The sequence below is a fragment of the Paenibacillus sp. N3.4 genome, from assembly GCF_008017805.1.
In the GTDB taxonomy this organism is placed as follows: Bacteria; Bacillota; Bacilli; order Paenibacillales; family NBRC-103111; genus Paenibacillus_E.
The window spans coordinates 73,796-90,441 of record NZ_VRTT01000018.1; the positions used below are offsets into that span (position 1 = coordinate 73,796).

General features: G+C 46.8%; 14 protein-coding genes and 3 pseudogenes. 6 read left to right on the forward strand and 11 right to left on the reverse strand.

What is annotated here, in order from left to right; translation table 11 throughout:
* Nucleotides 1-38: 38 nt before the first annotated feature.
* The 8 genes and pseudogenes from FU659_RS11655 to FU659_RS11685 all read right to left on the reverse strand — a co-directional run bounded on the left by FU659_RS11655 (nucleotide 39) and on the right by FU659_RS11685 (nucleotide 7,916).
* Nucleotides 39-626 carry a TVP38/TMEM64 family protein gene (locus FU659_RS11655; protein ID WP_147947736.1) on the reverse strand — a complete coding sequence of 196 codons (588 nt, stop codon included), beginning with the start codon at nucleotides 624-626 and terminating at the stop codon, nucleotides 39-41.
* 1,005 nt (nucleotides 627-1,631) lie between these two features.
* A pseudogene (locus tag FU659_RS35390) lies at nucleotides 1,632-2,656 on the reverse strand (glycerol-3-phosphate dehydrogenase/oxidase); the annotation flags it as partial.
* A 231-nt stretch (nucleotides 2,657-2,887) separates the two neighbouring features.
* A pseudogene (locus tag FU659_RS35395) lies at nucleotides 2,888-3,484 on the reverse strand (FAD-dependent oxidoreductase); the annotation flags it as partial.
* A 358-nt stretch (nucleotides 3,485-3,842) separates the two neighbouring features.
* Nucleotides 3,843-5,342 carry a glycerol kinase GlpK gene (glpK, locus tag FU659_RS11665; RefSeq protein ID WP_147947737.1) on the reverse strand — a complete coding sequence of 500 codons (1,500 nt, stop codon included), beginning with the start codon at nucleotides 5,340-5,342 and terminating at the stop codon, nucleotides 3,843-3,845.
* Nucleotides 5,343-5,360: 18 nt separating this feature from the next.
* Complete coding sequence (locus tag FU659_RS11670; RefSeq protein WP_147947738.1) at nucleotides 5,361-5,924, reverse strand: glycerol-3-phosphate responsive antiterminator; 564 nt, start codon at nucleotides 5,922-5,924, stop codon at nucleotides 5,361-5,363.
* A gap of 179 nt (nucleotides 5,925-6,103) precedes the next feature.
* Nucleotides 6,104-6,556, reverse strand: coding sequence for an NUDIX hydrolase (locus FU659_RS11675; protein WP_147947739.1), 453 nt, complete (start codon nucleotides 6,554-6,556; stop codon nucleotides 6,104-6,106).
* A 49-nt stretch (nucleotides 6,557-6,605) separates the two neighbouring features.
* Nucleotides 6,606-7,175 carry a TetR/AcrR family transcriptional regulator gene (locus FU659_RS11680; RefSeq protein ID WP_147947740.1) on the reverse strand — a complete coding sequence of 190 codons (570 nt, stop codon included), beginning with the start codon at nucleotides 7,173-7,175 and terminating at the stop codon, nucleotides 6,606-6,608.
* A gap of 15 nt (nucleotides 7,176-7,190) precedes the next feature.
* Nucleotides 7,191-7,916 carry an MBL fold metallo-hydrolase gene (locus tag FU659_RS11685; RefSeq protein WP_147947741.1) on the reverse strand — a complete coding sequence of 242 codons (726 nt, stop codon included), beginning with the start codon at nucleotides 7,914-7,916 and terminating at the stop codon, nucleotides 7,191-7,193.
* Nucleotides 7,917-8,142: 226 nt separating this feature from the next.
* Here FU659_RS11685 and FU659_RS11690 point away from each other — a divergent pair, with 226 nt between their 5' ends.
* The 4 genes and pseudogenes from FU659_RS11690 to FU659_RS11705 all read left to right on the forward strand — a co-directional run bounded on the left by FU659_RS11690 (nucleotide 8,143) and on the right by FU659_RS11705 (nucleotide 11,102).
* The gene (locus FU659_RS11690; protein WP_147947742.1) at nucleotides 8,143-8,850 is read left to right on the forward strand and encodes a phosphatase PAP2 family protein; all 708 of its coding nucleotides are present in this window, start codon (nucleotides 8,143-8,145) and stop codon (nucleotides 8,848-8,850) included.
* Nucleotides 8,851-8,981: 131 nt separating this feature from the next.
* Nucleotides 8,982-10,054: pseudogene (locus FU659_RS11695) on the forward strand (M42 family metallopeptidase).
* A gap of 212 nt (nucleotides 10,055-10,266) precedes the next feature.
* Complete coding sequence (locus tag FU659_RS11700) at nucleotides 10,267-10,701, forward strand: hypothetical protein (protein ID WP_147947743.1); 435 nt, start codon at nucleotides 10,267-10,269, stop codon at nucleotides 10,699-10,701.
* A gap of 26 nt (nucleotides 10,702-10,727) precedes the next feature.
* Nucleotides 10,728-11,102 (forward strand): DUF2500 domain-containing protein, encoded by a 375-nt coding sequence (locus FU659_RS11705; protein WP_147947744.1) that lies wholly within the window; start codon nucleotides 10,728-10,730, stop codon nucleotides 11,100-11,102.
* 708 nt (nucleotides 11,103-11,810) lie between these two features.
* Here the strand turns inward: FU659_RS11705 and FU659_RS11710 are convergent.
* Both FU659_RS11710 and FU659_RS11715 read right to left on the reverse strand, forming a co-directional pair.
* On the reverse strand, nucleotides 11,811-12,848 hold the full coding sequence (locus FU659_RS11710) for a HAMP domain-containing sensor histidine kinase (RefSeq protein ID WP_261807769.1): 1,038 nt from the start codon (nucleotides 12,846-12,848) through the stop codon (nucleotides 11,811-11,813).
* Nucleotides 12,849-12,937: 89 nt separating this feature from the next.
* Nucleotides 12,938-13,615, reverse strand: coding sequence for a response regulator transcription factor (locus FU659_RS11715; RefSeq protein ID WP_147947746.1), 678 nt, complete (start codon nucleotides 13,613-13,615; stop codon nucleotides 12,938-12,940).
* 287 nt (nucleotides 13,616-13,902) lie between these two features.
* On the opposite strand from FU659_RS11715, the gene FU659_RS11720 reads away from it, so the two are divergent.
* Nucleotides 13,903-14,394 (forward strand): hypothetical protein, encoded by a 492-nt coding sequence (locus tag FU659_RS11720; protein ID WP_147947747.1) that lies wholly within the window; start codon nucleotides 13,903-13,905, stop codon nucleotides 14,392-14,394.
* 9 nt (nucleotides 14,395-14,403) lie between these two features.
* On the opposite strand, the gene FU659_RS11725 is transcribed toward FU659_RS11720, so the two are convergent.
* Nucleotides 14,404-14,943, reverse strand: coding sequence for a PadR family transcriptional regulator (locus FU659_RS11725; RefSeq protein WP_147947748.1), 540 nt, complete (start codon nucleotides 14,941-14,943; stop codon nucleotides 14,404-14,406).
* Between the two features lie 117 nt (nucleotides 14,944-15,060).
* On the opposite strand from FU659_RS11725, the gene FU659_RS11730 reads away from it, so the two are divergent.
* Complete coding sequence (locus tag FU659_RS11730) at nucleotides 15,061-16,533, forward strand: MDR family MFS transporter (RefSeq protein ID WP_261807770.1); 1,473 nt, start codon at nucleotides 15,061-15,063, stop codon at nucleotides 16,531-16,533.
* Nucleotides 16,534-16,646: the final 113 nt, after the last annotated feature.

Sequence of the window (16,646 nt, forward strand, 5' to 3'; positions counted from 1 at the left end):
CTCAAATCGTTACACTGTTCCATCCTATTTCCACTTTCTCACATAAAGCGCTTCTCGATTCGCTTGCTAATGACCATAGAAACTGCGATGAACAGAACAACATATAAAATCTGATAAGGGTGCTCTATAAATCGCTTGAGATCGTAACCTATAAAACTGACCGATAGGACCATGACGGCTTTACCCGAAGCTACCGCCACGAGAAAAGAACGAAATTTCATCCCGACGAGTCCAGCCGCCATATTGACAACAACAAACGGCCCTAACGGAAAAAGGCTGAGTATGAATACATAATTAAAGGCTTGTCGACGCGCCCAAACCAAGCTCTTCTGGACTTTCGGCTTCTGGGACCAGCGTTCCAGGTAGGGATGACCTACAACTTTTTTCACTATCAAAAAAGTGACCAAACACCCACAAACAATGCCTATCCAGGAATAAAGGAAACCTAACCATAACCCATATACCGCAGCATTGACGCTAATAATGACCAGTGTCGGCAGAGGCGGGATAAACGATTTCATAAAAGGTAAAATTAGACCGGGAAAAGGCCCCAGTGAACGGTACTTATCTAAAAGAATCGCCAAATTCTCTTCTGTAAAGTATGACAACAGTTCCGTAACTCCCATAAATGCGTACACCTACTCTGCTTTGCAATAATTAGAGAACACAAACAGCCCCCATAGGCATAATAGCATATGAGTGGCTCTGCTGCTTATTAATAAGTGAAATATTTCGCAAACTATCCATCGACCAGGCAATCTGGTTAGCATCGAGCCTAATAGCTGGTCCATTTTTCTACTTCGACAATGTGCGATCCGCACCTTTTAATGCCTCAAAACACATATAATAAAATAAGCCTAGTCTGAAGCAAGATTCTCTTCCATTTTGTGCTAGGGAATCCATAGCCACAAATATCGTCTCACCCGTGAGATAATGGCCACAGATCGTGCTCATTTTCTGCATAACCTTCCATCCCCGGTACATTAATGAACTTAAGCAGCCTTCGATTGCTTATGTATCCAGAACAGAAACCAATCGAACAATGAAGCGACTCCATACTTGCGTTGTTGTCTACGCTAACGGATCGTAGTGTTCTTATCGACGAGAAATGAGCCTGTCCATTCTTCTAACGAACTGAAGCGACGTTATCGAGTTAATAATGAATGAATGGATGAGCTTTTACTTGAAATAAAGCGTCTGGAGTTCGTTAGAACGATAAGTCTTTGTGATTTGATGGAATAAGGTGTGCTGAGTTCGTTAGACGTCCCCGTCAAAAAAAGAAAGACTCTCAACATGTTAAAGCCGACCCCGATGCCTAAAGCACGTTCGGAGTTGGATAACACGCTCAGAAGCTAACCATATCGCCGCATCATAAACAGGAAAATCTCCGACAGCAGCGAATTTCCTCGACACCCGGTGATTCTCCATTCAAAGCGTAACTAGCCAAGACCACGTTCATCGAAAAAATATCATCTTAAACATGCTCAATTCCATCCTTTAATTTCAATAAAAAATTAGAAAGGGGTAACCCCTCAGTCCTCTCCTGCAACCTATACTTTCTACAATGTTTAAAAAAGAGGCAGCCTGTGTGGCTCCCCCAATTATAAGATGTATTGGACAGCCGTTGGAGCTTACGCCTGCTCCAGCGGGTACACCGCGTCATGGAGCAGCTGCTCCAACTCCGCGGTGTATGCCTCGGTTTGCGCTTCGTTCCAGCCGAAGCGCTCTGCCATGAAGGCCGTTGCCGGTGCCTTCCACTGCTTTGCCCACGCGATATCGAAGAAGAGGGCGCCCGTGCGGCGGATGAAGAAATCCGCCGGCTTCACCGCCATCTCGTGCTCAATCGCGTACACGAGCGCAGCGAGCACTGCAGCGGGCATGCCCCGCTGCGCCGCCTCTGTCCGATGCTGCTCCAGCAGCTCGAATACGGCGTCCACATTGGAGCCGTATCGGCGCGCGAGCAGCGCGGCCTCAGCTTCGGTCAGCCCTAGGCGCACGCCTTGGCTGACCTTGCTTTGCAAGAACGGCGCCAGCTGCGCGGAGCCGCCCACATCGCCGCCGGATATCGGCAGCGTGCGAGTGCGGCTCGGCGGCAACGCCGCGGCCTTTCCTTCCGCCGCCAGCATGGCGGCGATCTTGTCTACGACCGTCTCCGCCATCTTGCGGTAGCCGGTCAACTTGCCCCCGGCCATCGAAATGAGGCCGGAGTCCGAGACGAAGATTTCGTCGCGGCGCGAAATCTCCGAAGGATCTTTGCCCTCTTGGTGGATCAGCGGGCGCAATCCGGTCCAGCTCGATTCGACGTCAGCCTCCGTCAAACCGAGGACCGGGAACATCTCGTTCGCGGCACGCAGCACATAAGCGCGATCTGCTACCGTAATACGGGGATTCACGATATCCCCTTTATAATTCGTGTCCGTCGTTCCGATATAGGTTTGCCATCCCTTGGGATCGCAAACACCATCCGCCCATCCGGTGTATCAAAATAAATCGCCTGCCGCAGCGGAAACCGGCTCTGGTCGAATACGAGATGAACCCCTTTGGTCAGGTGCAGCGTCTTGCCCTGTTTCGAATGGTCCATCTCACGCAGCGTATCCACCCATGGACCGGAGGCGTTGACAATTTTATGCGCAAAGAGCGAGTAGGAAGCTCCATGGTTACTTGGGTTACTTGGGTTACTTGGGTTACTTGGGTTACTTGGGCTACTTGGGTTACTTGAGTTGCTTAAGTTGATTGTGTCACTTCTCTCACTTGGATTACTTAAGTTGCTTGTGTCACTTCTCTCACTTGGGTCACTTGGGTCACTTCTGTCACTTGGGTTACTTCGACCACTTGAGTCTCTTGAGTCTCTCGAGCCGCCCAAATCACCTGCCGCTCTCCCTCCGCCAATCTGATCCACAACGCGTACACCAACGACCTTGCCGTCCTTCACAAGCAGTTCTTCCACCTTGGCGTAGTTCACCGCAATTGCACCCAACTCGACGGCTTTTTTCATCACCTCAATGGTTAAACGAGCATCATCTGTGCGATATTCCACATAGTAGCCGCCGCCTTTGAGATCTTTCTTTTTCAATAACGGCTCGTGCTGAAGCGTCACATCCCGACCAAACATCCGGCGGCGTTCGGACCTTTTCACACCTGCCAAGAAATCGTACATCCGCAAGCCGAGCGACGTTGACAGCTTCCCAAATGTACCTCCCTTATAGAAAGGCAGCAGCATCCATTCCGGAGTCGTTACATGCGGCCCATTTTCATAAACAATAGCACGTTCTTTGCCTACCTCAGCAACAACTTTCACCTCGAGCTGTTTGAGATAACGAAGCCCGCCATGAACTAGTTTTGTCGAACGGCTTGACGTTCCGGCAGCAAAGTCCTGCATATCAATAAGCGCTGTACGCAGCCCTCTGCTTTGCGCATCCAAAGCAATTCCTGCTCCTGTGATCCCACCGCCAATCACGATCAGATCGAAGGTTTGCTCCGACATCGCCTGGAGTGTTTCGGTTCTTTTTATACTGTTGAAGCCATAAATCTTCTGTTGGTTTTTGCTGCCTGCTATTTGATCGTTTGCACTTGTTATCGAATTCGTCATAGCCCATCTCTCCCTTTATGCACATATAATGAGAAAACCTCTATCGAGGCCATTCAATGATGAGCGACCGCATTTAGAGGTTGGTTTTATCGCCAATAAGAAAGCGATTTTCGGGAACCGAAAATTTATACTTGCTTATGTGGTAAAATAAAAAACCACAACTGACCTAACACGTTTACACGTGTAGGCCGCTGTGGCTTCTCCTAGTCTCCAACCGCATATTAACTTGTCATCAGTATAACATTGATTCCTTTTATTTAAAAGCCATCGCGGCTTGAACCGCTTTTTTCCAACCTTGGTACAGCTTTTTTTGATGCTCATCTTCCATTTGCTGATCGAATACATCATCCACTTGCCACTGCACCGCGATTTCCTCTTGATCCTTCCAAAAACCAACAGCCAGACCTGCTAAATACGCGGCCCCGAGCGCTGTTGTCTCATTAATGACTGGACGCTCCACGGTGACCCCCAGCATATCGCTTTGAAACTGCATCAGGAAGTCGTTCTTAACAGCACCACCATCTACACGCAATTTAGTCAGTTGAATGCCGGAATCATCTTCCATTGCCTGCAGCACATCTTTGGTTTGATAAGCAATCGATTCCAGCGTTGCCCGAATGAAATGTTCTTTCGTAGTTCCTCGGGTAAGCCCAAAAACCGCGCCGCGCACTTCGCTATCCCAATACGGTGTGCCTAACCCAACAAAAGCGGGAACGATATATACACCCTCCGTTGAATCAATCCGCTCCGCATAGGCTTCGCTGTCTTTCGCTGATTCGATCATCCGCAGCCCGTCACGCAACCACTGGAGTGCCGACCCAGCCACAAAAATGCTGCCCTCCAGTGCATATTCGACCTTCCCGTTCAACCCCCACGCAATCGTCGTTAGTAAGCCACTTCGCGAAGGTATGGCATAATTGCCAGTGTTCATCAGCATAAAACAACCTGTACCGTAAGTGTTTTTCGCCATCCCTTTTTCAAAACATGCTTGCCCGAACAAAGCCGCTTGCTGATCGCCGGCTGCTCCTGCAATCGGAACAGCCGTGCCGAAAAAGTGGCTCTCCTCCGTATACCCGTATACTTCTGAAGACGAGCGAACTTCGGGAAGCATCGAGGCGGGTATATCCAAAATGGCTAATAGTTCCTCATCCCATTTGAGCTCATGAATATTATATAATAGCGTCCGAGATGCGTTGGAATAATCGGTGATATGCGCTTTTCCGCCTGTCAGTCTCCAAATTAACCATGTGTCCATCGTGCCAAAAAGCAAGTCACCCCGCTCCGCCTTCTCTCTTGTGCCTTCAACGTGATCGAGAATCCATTTGATCTTAGTCGCTGAGAAATAGGCGTCAATCAGAAGCCCTGTACGCTCCCGAAAAAGATCATTTAGGCCCTGCGCCTTCAATGCTTCGCAAATATCAGCCGTTTGCCGAGATTGCCATACAATCGCATGATAGACAGGCATGCCTGTGTGTCGATCCCAGACAACTGTCGTTTCACGCTGGTTCGTTATCCCGATGCCGGCGATTTGGGCAGGCTGCACACCCGACTCCGACAACATCGTTGCAATCACGCCCAGAATGGAGAGCCATATTTCATTCGCATCATGTTCAACCCAGCCCGGTTTAGGAAAATGCTGCTTAAATTCCTGCTGCGCCGTGTGGACGATGCTGCCTTTTTGATTAAACAAAATAGCCCGCGAACTTGTTGTTCCCTGATCTAGGGATAAAATATAAGAAGATGTTGTTGCCATAATGATGCCTCCACATGTTCAGGATCTTTGATCATAGTGCTGCCACAAAGCCGTATGTGACGTTGTAACAGCGGTTGCTCCAGCCCCGAGCGCCAGCTCCACATCATTGACGGAACGAATAAGTCCCCCTGCAAAAATGGGAATGCCCGAGCGCTCTTTCACTTCTGTAATAATAGGCGGAATGATACCGGGAAGCACCTCGATGAAATCAGGCTTCGTCCGTTCCAGGAGTGTGTAGCTCTTATCCAGAGCACTGCTATCCAGTAAAAAAAGCCGCTGAATCGCAATGAGCCCATTCTGCTTCGTCTTTGTAATGACATTTCCCCGGGTTGAAATCAATCCCGCGGGACGGATGCTCTGACACAGAAATTCCGCCGCGTATTCATCATTCTTCAGCCCTTCAATTAAATCGGCGTGAAGCAGCAGCTTTTTCCCATTAGCTCTGCCTAGGTCGACAATCGTTTTTAGCTGACCAATGTGGCTGTCAAGCAGCACAATATATGTATAACTGGTCTTAAATAATTTCTCTAAGTCCTTCATTTTGCGAACGGCCGGTAAAATACGCTGCTCTTGCAAAGACATCGCTAACTCCTCCGTTTCGTAACTGGAAACCGTAGACAAAAAAAGACTCACCAAGTATTGCCAACTAAATACATAGGCAATCCGAGTGAGTCTCCTGTTCTCCGTCACATGTTATTAACTTATCTTCATTGTAGCTATAGGCGCATGACGTGTCAATCCTGATGAGTCCACCAACAAGCTCAATTACCCGTTGTCTTCTGAAGCCAACCGTAGCTTTCAAAGAAACAACCGCTACCCATTAGATCAAGTGCCTTGCGTATATAAGGAATTACATTGAAGGGGAGATTATCAAGCGGATACCAGGCCAATTCATCGCACTTATTTGTTTCCACATTAACAAGCTCCCCCTCCCAATGCCTAACCTCTACGAAAAAATCAATCCGCTCATCATTCTCATTGCGATGCATCATCCCTACAACACGAACGTTCTCCGGACGAATTTGAATATTTGCTTCCTCTTTTGCCTCGCGGATCGCAGCAGCAATGACCGTTTCGTTACCATCCAGATGTCCGGCTATCACACTGTAATTGCCATCTTCATATCCTGTATGAAAGCGTCTAAGCAAAAGAATGTCATTTTCTTTCCTCAAAAATACATGCACGGCAAGAGGTGCCAGAAATCGTTGACTCATTTTAAATGTTCTCCTATATATGCTTAAATTTCAGCCTCTTACACAATTACTATTCTGCAGGTGTACGCAGCCCGCGTAAGTAGGTGGTTAACAAAAGCCGTAAACTCTCGTCGCGTTCCAAGCCCATACGGAAACCATTTTTCATTTCTAGCGAGGAAAAGCCATGCAAAATGCTACGGAAGCCGCGTACCACATGCAGCGCAGCTTCTTGATTTAGACCATAAGGCTCCAACAGACGCAGGATGAACGCGACAACCTGCGTGCTGGCCTCACTCACCCCGGGATCCTCATAATCAGGCAGAGATGCCATAGCATCGTAGAGCCCAGGCTGTTGTCTGACGAAGGTGACGTAAGCAAAACCCACTGCCAGCAAGGCATCATCGCCGGATTTCCCGATGACCGCTTCGACCATCGCTTCTTTGATAAGAAGCAGACTGCGAAGGGAGAGCAGCTTTCTAAGATCCGGCAGTCCTTTAATGTGATTGTATAAGGACGGGGTCTTCACACCTAATTTAGTAGCCAAGGCTACTAATGTAACTTGTTCAACGCCCTGTAGGTTGGCAATTTCTATAGCTGCTTGCAGGACTGTTTCAGGGTCTAAACCTTGTCGATATGCCATGTGATTTCCTCTTCTCTACATACTTGCTGCTTCTATAGTAAACTTTTTAGAAGCTTCTTCCAAAACACGATCTATACGAGCCTGCGGTTGCTCAATCATCTGTCCGTGGCCTACAGCCAGCACGCTTGGGTTCAGTTCTCTCAGCTTACGCGCGCTCGCTAATGACGCCTGCTTATTCCAAGTAGCCATAGCCGGGAAAGGGAACCAAAACTTGGTCACACCGGCGACCGCCATGCCGCCGCGAACCTGAAAAGCATCTCCTGCAATCAGCGCGCGGCTGCGGGTATCAAGGAATGCCATCATGCCGGGTGTATGCCCCGGTGCAGCAACAGCCTGCAGGGAGCCGATTCGATCGCCATCCTCCAACAAAACATCCGGTTTGGTCTGTATCGACTTCGGCACATCGCCCTTAATGGGCGTATTCGCTTCGCCTGGCTCCAGCTCCTTGTTGCCCGCCAGCAGCTTAGCATCTCGTCTGGAAATGTAGACCTTCACCTGCGGCAACGCCTTTTTCAATCCGTCCAACGCCCCGACATGATCGCCATGCGCATGGGTAAGTACGATGCGAGTTATGGGCTTCCCTATGCGCTGCGCTGCTTGTAGAATACCTTTTACACTAAATGGCATTGCCGCGTCAACCAGCGTCAAGTCCTGTTCTTCCTCAACTAAATAACAATTTACCGGAAAAATTCTAGGCATAAAAGCAATTTGATACAAAGCACCGATGCGTGTTATCTTCATTAAAAATCCCTCCGTTAACTATTTATATTAGTATAATAACTAATTACATTAGTTTTGTCAATGAGGTTTTGCAAGCTTACAAAGGTCTAGGTTGGGTTAAGACCTTAGTCTAGGTGAGAACACAACCAAAGTGTATGTTGAAAGTTTGCATTCTCTTTTATCATAGAGGTATCGACAAATCGAGCTGAAGCGATCCCGTTATCCATCATGTTAGGAGGAAAGTCATATGCGAACGGAATCATTCAAATCTCATTTAATTCCATTAATGTCCCTGTTCACGATCCCATTATTGGGTCTTATTTATGTGTACCTGAATCATGCCCGAGGTAAGGCTTACAACTTAGTCACAGATCTGGACCAGCAAATTCCCTTTGTTAAAATATTCATCCTGCCGTATGTGTCTTGGTATGGCTTTTTGTTTATCGCTTTCCTTTACTTTTCCTATAAAAATCGGGAAGTATTTGTCCAAACACTGCTGCAAATTAACATGGGGCAGTTGATTTGTTACGTTATCTACGCTATTTTTCAAACTCACGTGCAGCGTCCAGAATTAGCCGGAAATGATGCGCTGCTGCAAATGGTTCAGTGGGTTTATCGCTCGGACCAACCTTATAATTGCTTCCCCAGCATTCATGTGCTAACCTCCTATTTGGTGATGAGAGCTTATTGGAGCACCGGAAATATACCTAGGGCTTACAAATATGCCGTTACCTTCATGGCGATGGCAATCATCGCATCCACGTTATTTATTAAACAGCATGTTCTGCTCGATATCGCGGGTGCCTGCCTCGTGGCAGAGGTTGTCGTTTGTATAGAATCGCGCTTGCTCAGAAAATCGCTTAGCCGACTTGTTCGCAGCTTCATGGCGCCAAAAACATTACATGCAGGCTCCAAAGACGACATGAGAGAAGATAAGGCAATGCCTATCAAATAATTGTATATGCTTATCGAGGTTTGGATTTACTTGGGGCCTATATTCATCTTCCCCCCGCTACTATGGTAAAATAAAGCGCATATGTGTTGACACGTATGCCATCTATTTTCAAACAAAGCGAGGAACAACTAGTGAATTCAGAAACTTTAGAACTTTTTCGGACATTGACGGAGCTGCAGGCAGCCCCAGGTTTTGAGCGAGATATTCGCCGGTTTGTACGGGGCGAATTAGAAAAATACACAGACGAGTTCGTGCAGGATGGGCTCGGCAGCTTATTCGGTATCCTCCGCGGGGATGAAGCAGGCCCCAAAATCATGGTAGCTGGCCATTTCGATGAAGTGGGCTTCATCGTCAACGGCATTACCGATCATGGAACCATCAAGTTCCAGCCGCTCGGCGGCTGGTTCAGCCAAGTGCTGCCTGCGCAGCGCGTGCAGATCATGACCGATCAGGGGCCGATCATCGGTGTGATCGGCTCTGTTCCCGTGCACTTGCTGGACGAAGCGGCACGCAGCAAGCCCGCCGACATCAAGTCGATGTACGTAGACATCGGCGCTGAAGATCGGGCCGATGCGCAGCGCATCGGCGTTCGCCTCGGGCAGCAGATCGTGCCGATCTGCCCGTTCACTCCACTGGCCAATCCGAAACGGATTATGGCCAAAGCTTGGGACAATCGCTACGGCGTCGGCCTGGCGATTGAACTCATGAAGGAGCTTCACGGAACGAAGCTCCCGAATGTTCTGTACGCCGGTGCCACCGTACAGGAAGAGGTTGGCGCGCGCGGCGCCCGAACGGCGGCTCATCTCATCCAGCCGGACTTGTTCTACGCGCTGGATGCCAGCGCCGCCGGTGATACGACCGGCGACCGTCAAGCCTTCGGGCAGCTCGGGCGCGGCGCGCTGCTGCGCATCTTCGACCCCACGATGATTACCCACCGTGGGTTGGTTGAGTTCATCCTAGATACGGCCGAGACACATAGAATCCCGTATCAATACTTTATCTCCGCCGGCGAACGGATGCCGGACAAGTGCATCTACAAGGCAGCGGCATTCCTTCTGCCGTGATTGGCGTCTGCGCTCGCTATATTCATACCTCATCTTCCATTCTGCACGTAGATGACTATGCTGCTGCCAAGGAACTGCTCATTAAACTCGTGCAAGCGAGTGACCGCAGCACACTAAATACGATCTATGCGCAAGCATAATTGTTCAACCCGCCATACATCGGCGGGTTTTTTAGCCTTCATCCTTCTATGCCCAAAACTTATCGAACAAAATCCCCTCAGACGCGTTTCGCATCCAGCCATTGGTAGGACCAACCACAAGCTCCTTCTTGCTATTAACGTAAATATAGAACTAATGTTCCAATTTATGGTATAATTAGCAAAAGAACTAGCGTATAGAAAGTAGGAACCTTATGAAATATGTGATTCGCAAAGCAACATCCCAAGATACACAAGGTATTAGCTCGTTCGTTTCTGCTTGTACCGGCAAGGCCATATCCCCGCTTCATATTGAGAACAGACTACATTTTATGCGTGATAATCCAGATGAATCTTTGTATGTTTATGAAGAGAAAAATCAGATTCTTGGAACGCTAAGTTTTCGGATTCGGCGCAGCAGCGATACGATTTTGAAATTTAGCGAGATCTCAGTTATTTCTAGTATAGTTCCGAATCACCGGCAAGCAGCAGCAGATAACTTAAAGAAATATGCAGAGCGGCTTACCACTGAAAATGAGTGCTCAGGCATGTGGTGGATTGCCGGATCAGAAAAGAATAGTTCCCCTCCTGCAAATGAACCTATCGGCTTTCATGAGACCGGGTACAAATTTGTCAAACGATTTTTATAACTATCTCAGCGAATGGAGTGTGTAGCATGTCAACTGGATTTAATACGAATCCGTTTAGTGGGGGTCTCCTTTTTGGCACTATTTTTACAATCATCTTTCTTTTTATTATTGGTTTTATCCTTTTTATGATCATCAAAGGACTTATCACTTGGTCTTCGAATAACGCATCTCCCATCCAATCCCGTAACTGTAAAGTTGTAACCAAAAGAATGAAAGTTTCGGGTGGCTCGGGAGAATCCAGCTCAAGCTCAAGTTATTATATTACTTTTGAATTTGAAGATCGCAGCCGGCTTGAATTAAGGGTTAGTAATGATCAATTTGGTTATATCGTAGAGGGGGATGAAGGTACACTTACTAATCAAGGCACTCGGTTTAAGCAATTCAACCGTATCATTTCCTAGAAGTATAGAGGGGGAATAAAGTAACACATTCATGCATTAACGTGAAATCGTTAGACCTACTTGTCCAAAACACAAACTTCCTGTAGGCTGCTGCAGCTGCAACGCCAAGAAATTTCCTGCCAAATAGTCCATCATTCAGCATAAGGAACTATTGCAGAGGGGCTCTTGCAGAAATATCTTCTAATAGTAAGGATACGTGAGTAAATCAATGGAAAAGTGTGACATTGCGAAAAAAATCACACTTATTTCAATAATCTGAATATTTACAATATTTTAATAATCGTTTATATTAGGTATACGCTCACTTGAAGGACAAGCCACACAGAAGGTGAGGCACCCGAATAGGAGCGCAGGATATTCTCGGTCACACGAAAGGGGATAGTCCAATGGACAATGTTAGCGAAACATGCCCACTTTTCCTTCCAACGTTGAAGATAAGGTGCGGGAACGAGCTTCGTTCATCGGGCATGTGGGAATCCAACCATGGTAAATGTGGTTAACGCGTTTATTCGAGGAAAGGATTCGTAATGGATTGGTTGTCAATTGAAAAGTCGTGTGTTTAAACTTAATTTGGAAACAACGCTAATTAATCGATCGGAGTGTGTTTGGTAACAATTGAATACGATAGGTGAACAGTAAGGACCTCCGGTTATCATGGATAAGCGGGGGTCCTATTTGTGTTCTACGATGACAATCCGTAAGTACTTTTTATTTCTCTATTGGGAATAGAACGGTAAAAATGGTCTTTTCCCCAACCTTGCTATCCACAGTAATATCCCCATGGTGCAGATCAATGATTTTCTTTACAATAGAAAGTCCAAGTCCGTTTCCGCCTGAAGTACGGTTTCTGGATTTATCTGCTTTATAAAAGCGTTCGAAGATATGCACCTGATCCTCTTCCGAAATACCCACTCCGTTGTTCGAAATCTGAACGATAACGTTCTTCTCATTGCTCGTAACCGAAACGCCTATATGCCCAGCAATTGGCGTGAATTTAATCGCATTATGGATGAGGTTCGTCCAAACTTGACTGAGTAGATCCTCGTCTGCGTTCAGCGTAACCTCATTCAGATTAATATCCATCTCGAGCTCTTTATCCAACCACTGAGGTTCGCATGCCAGAATATGATTGCGCAGCTGCTTATCCAACCGGTAGTTTTTGGGCTCGAAGGGATGATGCTGCGATTCTAATGATGTAAGCTTCAACAGGTTGTCACTCAACTTGGATAATCGTTTGCTTTCCGCTTCGATAATGTTCAAATAATGTTTGCGCTCTTCTATTGAAATCTGCTCATTCTGAAGAGCACGAGAGAATCCGCTAATCGAGGTGAGCGGCGATTGAATCTCATGGGATACGTTGGAGATAAACTCCTGCCTCATTTTCTCAAGCTGCCCCAACTCGACTGCCATATGGTTGATGGAATCAACAAGCTCTCCAAAAGGTCCGTTGTGAGGATTATTATCGACGGAGACATTAAAATTCCCCCTAGACATACTGCGAATCGCGTCAATCATCGTCTGAAAAATTTCCATTTGCCTACCCTGGATGAATTTACCTAGAATCGTCATGGTCAATCCCCAAAGAAATAAACCGCCGATGGAATTAATGAGTTGTCCGATAACCTCATAAGGACGTTTATCCATGTAGTTATACAGCCAGTTCGTTGCATAAAAAGAAACTAACCAATAAAAAACAACGAGTAAAAAGATACCTGCCCCAAATAAAAATCCACGAAATCGCTGCATGGGGGGCATCTTACTTTTGTTCTGATTTCTTCTGTTCGGAGTTCTTTGGTTGTGAGTTCTTCGGTTCTGAGTTCTTTTCTTCCTCTCCCTCACGTTCGCAGCACCTCCATCCGGTAGCCTAATCCGCGAATCGTAGAAATTCGGAAGGCATGCCGTTCCTCCGGAAATCGCTCTCTTAAACGATTGATGTGAACATCTACCGTGCGTTCATTCCCCTCATAATCGAAGCCCCAAATCTGCTCGATTAGCTGGTCACGCGAAAAGGTTTTTCCGGTGTAACTGGCCAGCTTATAAAGCAGCTCAAATTCTTTGAGCGGCAAGGTCACATTTTCTGAGCCTACGGTTACTTCATAGGTTTTACGGTTCATCGTTAGGTCTCCAACCTGTACCGTCTGGGATGAAGCTATCTTATAGCGTTTGAGCAGTGCCCTTACACGCATAGCCAGCTCCATAGGCTCGAATGGCTTGACGAGGTAGTCATCCGTTCCCAGTTCGAAGCCTTTGACCTTCTGGGAGGTCTCTCCCTTGGCCGTAAGCATAAGCAGCGGAAAATCATAATGCTCCCGCAGCTCTTTGCATAGCTCCCACCCATCCATATTCGGCATCATAATATCCATGATGACCATATCCACTTGGGTGGTTTCTAATAAGCGGAGAGCTTCTACACCGTCGGAAGCCTCAACCACATCGAAGCCCTCGCTGCGCATGAAGACACTGACCAGTTCACGAATATAAGGATCATCGTCGACAATTAATAGGGGAGCCATCTGCATACGCCTCATTTCTCGAATATCGGATTTAGTTTGACATCGTACCGCGTCTGTTTAGAGCAGCAGATATGCCGTTTCTTCAATGAAATAAGCATAAGCGATTTATATAAACCTAATGTAAACGGAAGACAGATAACGTTTCTCCAGCTCGTACTTTTTTTGGGAATCGATTTATGTTACATTTTTTAGGAAGATACTGGGGGCAACTCATTTTCAGTATACGCAGCTTAGATCCGAACCCCCCCCCGCATACATACTCCTTCAGTGAGGTGGATTTCCAAACGATGCTGAACCCTACTTACGATGACTTTACAAAGCTTTCAACCCCAGATGCCGAATCGGCCTTTCAACAAGAGGTTCATACCGAGGGATATGCCGGGTTTCGCCGACTTTTAGATGGCCTTACAGAGGCGATTAAAGCAGCAATGGACATGGACATCGAAAGCCTTGAGCATGCGCTGGAGAAATCTGGCCGACTGTTTCAAGAGCCTGTCATTTTCAGCCCGTCCTATGCACGTGTTTGGCAAGAGCTCCATGCCACCTTAGCTTCAAAAAAATATGTATTGCAGACAATTCCCCTCTCGGATCGTGCAGGAGAATGGCAAGTGATTATGGATAATCCCGGGGCTGTGCAGGAGGTAGTCTGTTACCCTGGACTGGCGTTCTGCGACGCGGCCTATTTATATGCGTATTTTCGGCCGCAGCTGGAAAAATCGGAGTATATTCGTTTGCAAAAAATTGTCACGCTCATACAGGACCTCGGCAGCGAAGGATAAGCTTCTAGCTTATCTTAGCTTCGATTTCATCCACTGACACCATTCCAAATCTGCCTTCACTTTCCCCCGCGCTTTCCCTATTAATAAATAAATTCCAAATAAAGGATCTTCAAGACTCAATTCCTCCAGCGGCTTCGAACTGTCATTCTTCAACTGTTCAAACGAGAGTGCGAATTTCTCCATCTTCTTTTTATAGTAATTCTCACGGTCAAGCAGCACTTTAAGCGCTTGACCTTTGTCTACAAGTCCAATGCAATACACCTTGAGAGCAAACTCATCTCTGAGTACAGGCTCATCGGTCGGCATAACCATCCATTCCCGCAGGGCATCTTCTCCGAGGCTTGTTAATGAATATACTTTTTTATCCGGCTTGTCCGATTGTGGGACATGAACGAATTGAACGTATCCGTTCTGCTCCAATCGGGCGAGGAGAGGATAAATTTGGCTGTGCTTCGCTGGCCAGAAGGGCTGGATGTGCAGCATCAACTCATAACCGGTTCGTGAACCTCTTGTCAACAAACTTAATAATCCATATGAAAGGGTATTCATGGTACTCCTTTGTTATGTCACAATTGACATATTAACTGCATTGGTAGTATGATAATTTACATTCAAATTATAGAGAATCCAGCGAATAAGATCAATGGATGAAGTGGAGGCATTACCTTGAGTAAGGATGATTTACAGCAAGTACGCTTTTGGCCTATCATGATTGCTATCTTTTTTGGATCGTTTGTATCCATTTTGAGTATGAGCACCATAAATATTGCCATACCGATTTTGAGTGACCATTTTCACACCGATTTAAGTAAGATTCAATGGACAATCACCGGCTTCATGCTCGCCAGCGGTACGATTGCTCCAATTACTGGATATCTTGGAGAACGATTCAGTTATAAGCGTCTTTATGCGCTTGCGCTAGTCGGCTTTACTGTTTTTTCCTTCTTATGCGCAATTGCTTGGGACGCACCTTCTCTCATCGCATTCCGTATTATACAAGGTGCTTTCAGCGGACTTATTATGCCGGCAACAATGACTATTGTCTACCAGGTTATTCCGCGCGATAAGCAGCCGATTGCGATCTCGCTCTGGTCCTTGTCTGCCATGATGGCTCCTGCAATTGGACCTACGTTAAGCGGTTGGTTATTGCAAAATTGGAGCTGGCACTGGTTGTTCCTGATGAACGTGCCGGTCGGTATAGTCGCTATCATTCTTGTTATGAAGCTTATTCCGTTCTACCGCTTATCGGTTCCCAAGAAGTTCGATCTTATCGGGCTGGTAACCGTCGTAACGAGCAGTCTTTCCTTACTTGTTGCTTTCTCTCAAGGTCATGCTTGGGGCTGGACATCTGGTAAAGTTATCGGCCTGTTCGCATTAGGTATCGTGATCTTGCTCCTCTTCATCTGGAGAGAGCTAAGTGTAGAGACGCCGCTGTTGAACATTCGTGTCTTGAAAAACTCACGGTATACACTCACCCTCATTATTTCGAGTATCGTTACCATTAGTTTGTACTCAGGGACTTTTTTGACCCCTATTTTCCTGCAAAATATTCAGCATGTTACCCCGCTGGATACCGGTCTAATCCTGCTCCCAGCTTCGCTTGTCATGGCGCTAAGCATGCCGATTGTCGGCAAGCTGTATGGGATTGTGGGTCCACGTGTTTTGATGTTTAGCGGTATTGCCTTAATTGCGCTCGGTACCTTAACGCTCAGTTGGTTAAGCGTAGATGTTTCCCGTGGGTATATTGTGTTCTGGATGATCATTCGGAACCTTGGGATCGCTCTTGCTACTATGCCTTCAAGCAATGCAGGTATGGAACAAATTCCAAGAACGATGTCAGGTCATGCCACGTCCATCAGCAACTGGGTACGTAATGTCTTTGGTTCCTTTGCGATTGCCCTCTTTACTTCCGTGCTTTCCTCAAAAACAGCCACACATGTAACGGACTTGGCTAGCGGTGGGTTGAAAGACAAAGCACAAATCGGGATGCTATCGTTCACGATGAGTGTCAACGATGTGTACTTACTGGCTACATTCATCGTACTTGTGGCCTTGCCACTGACGTTGTTTGTGCGAAAACGCAAAGTGGAAGCAGCTCCTTCCACACCCGTTGTTACAGCCAAAACAGCTGAACAATAAAGAAGTTTAGCCTCAACTTTCACGTAATATTTGGATAAAAAAGAACCTTCAGCTCCACTTTTATAGTGGTTTTGAAGGTTCTTTTGCACATGTTATGGAATTGTCTGATAAAT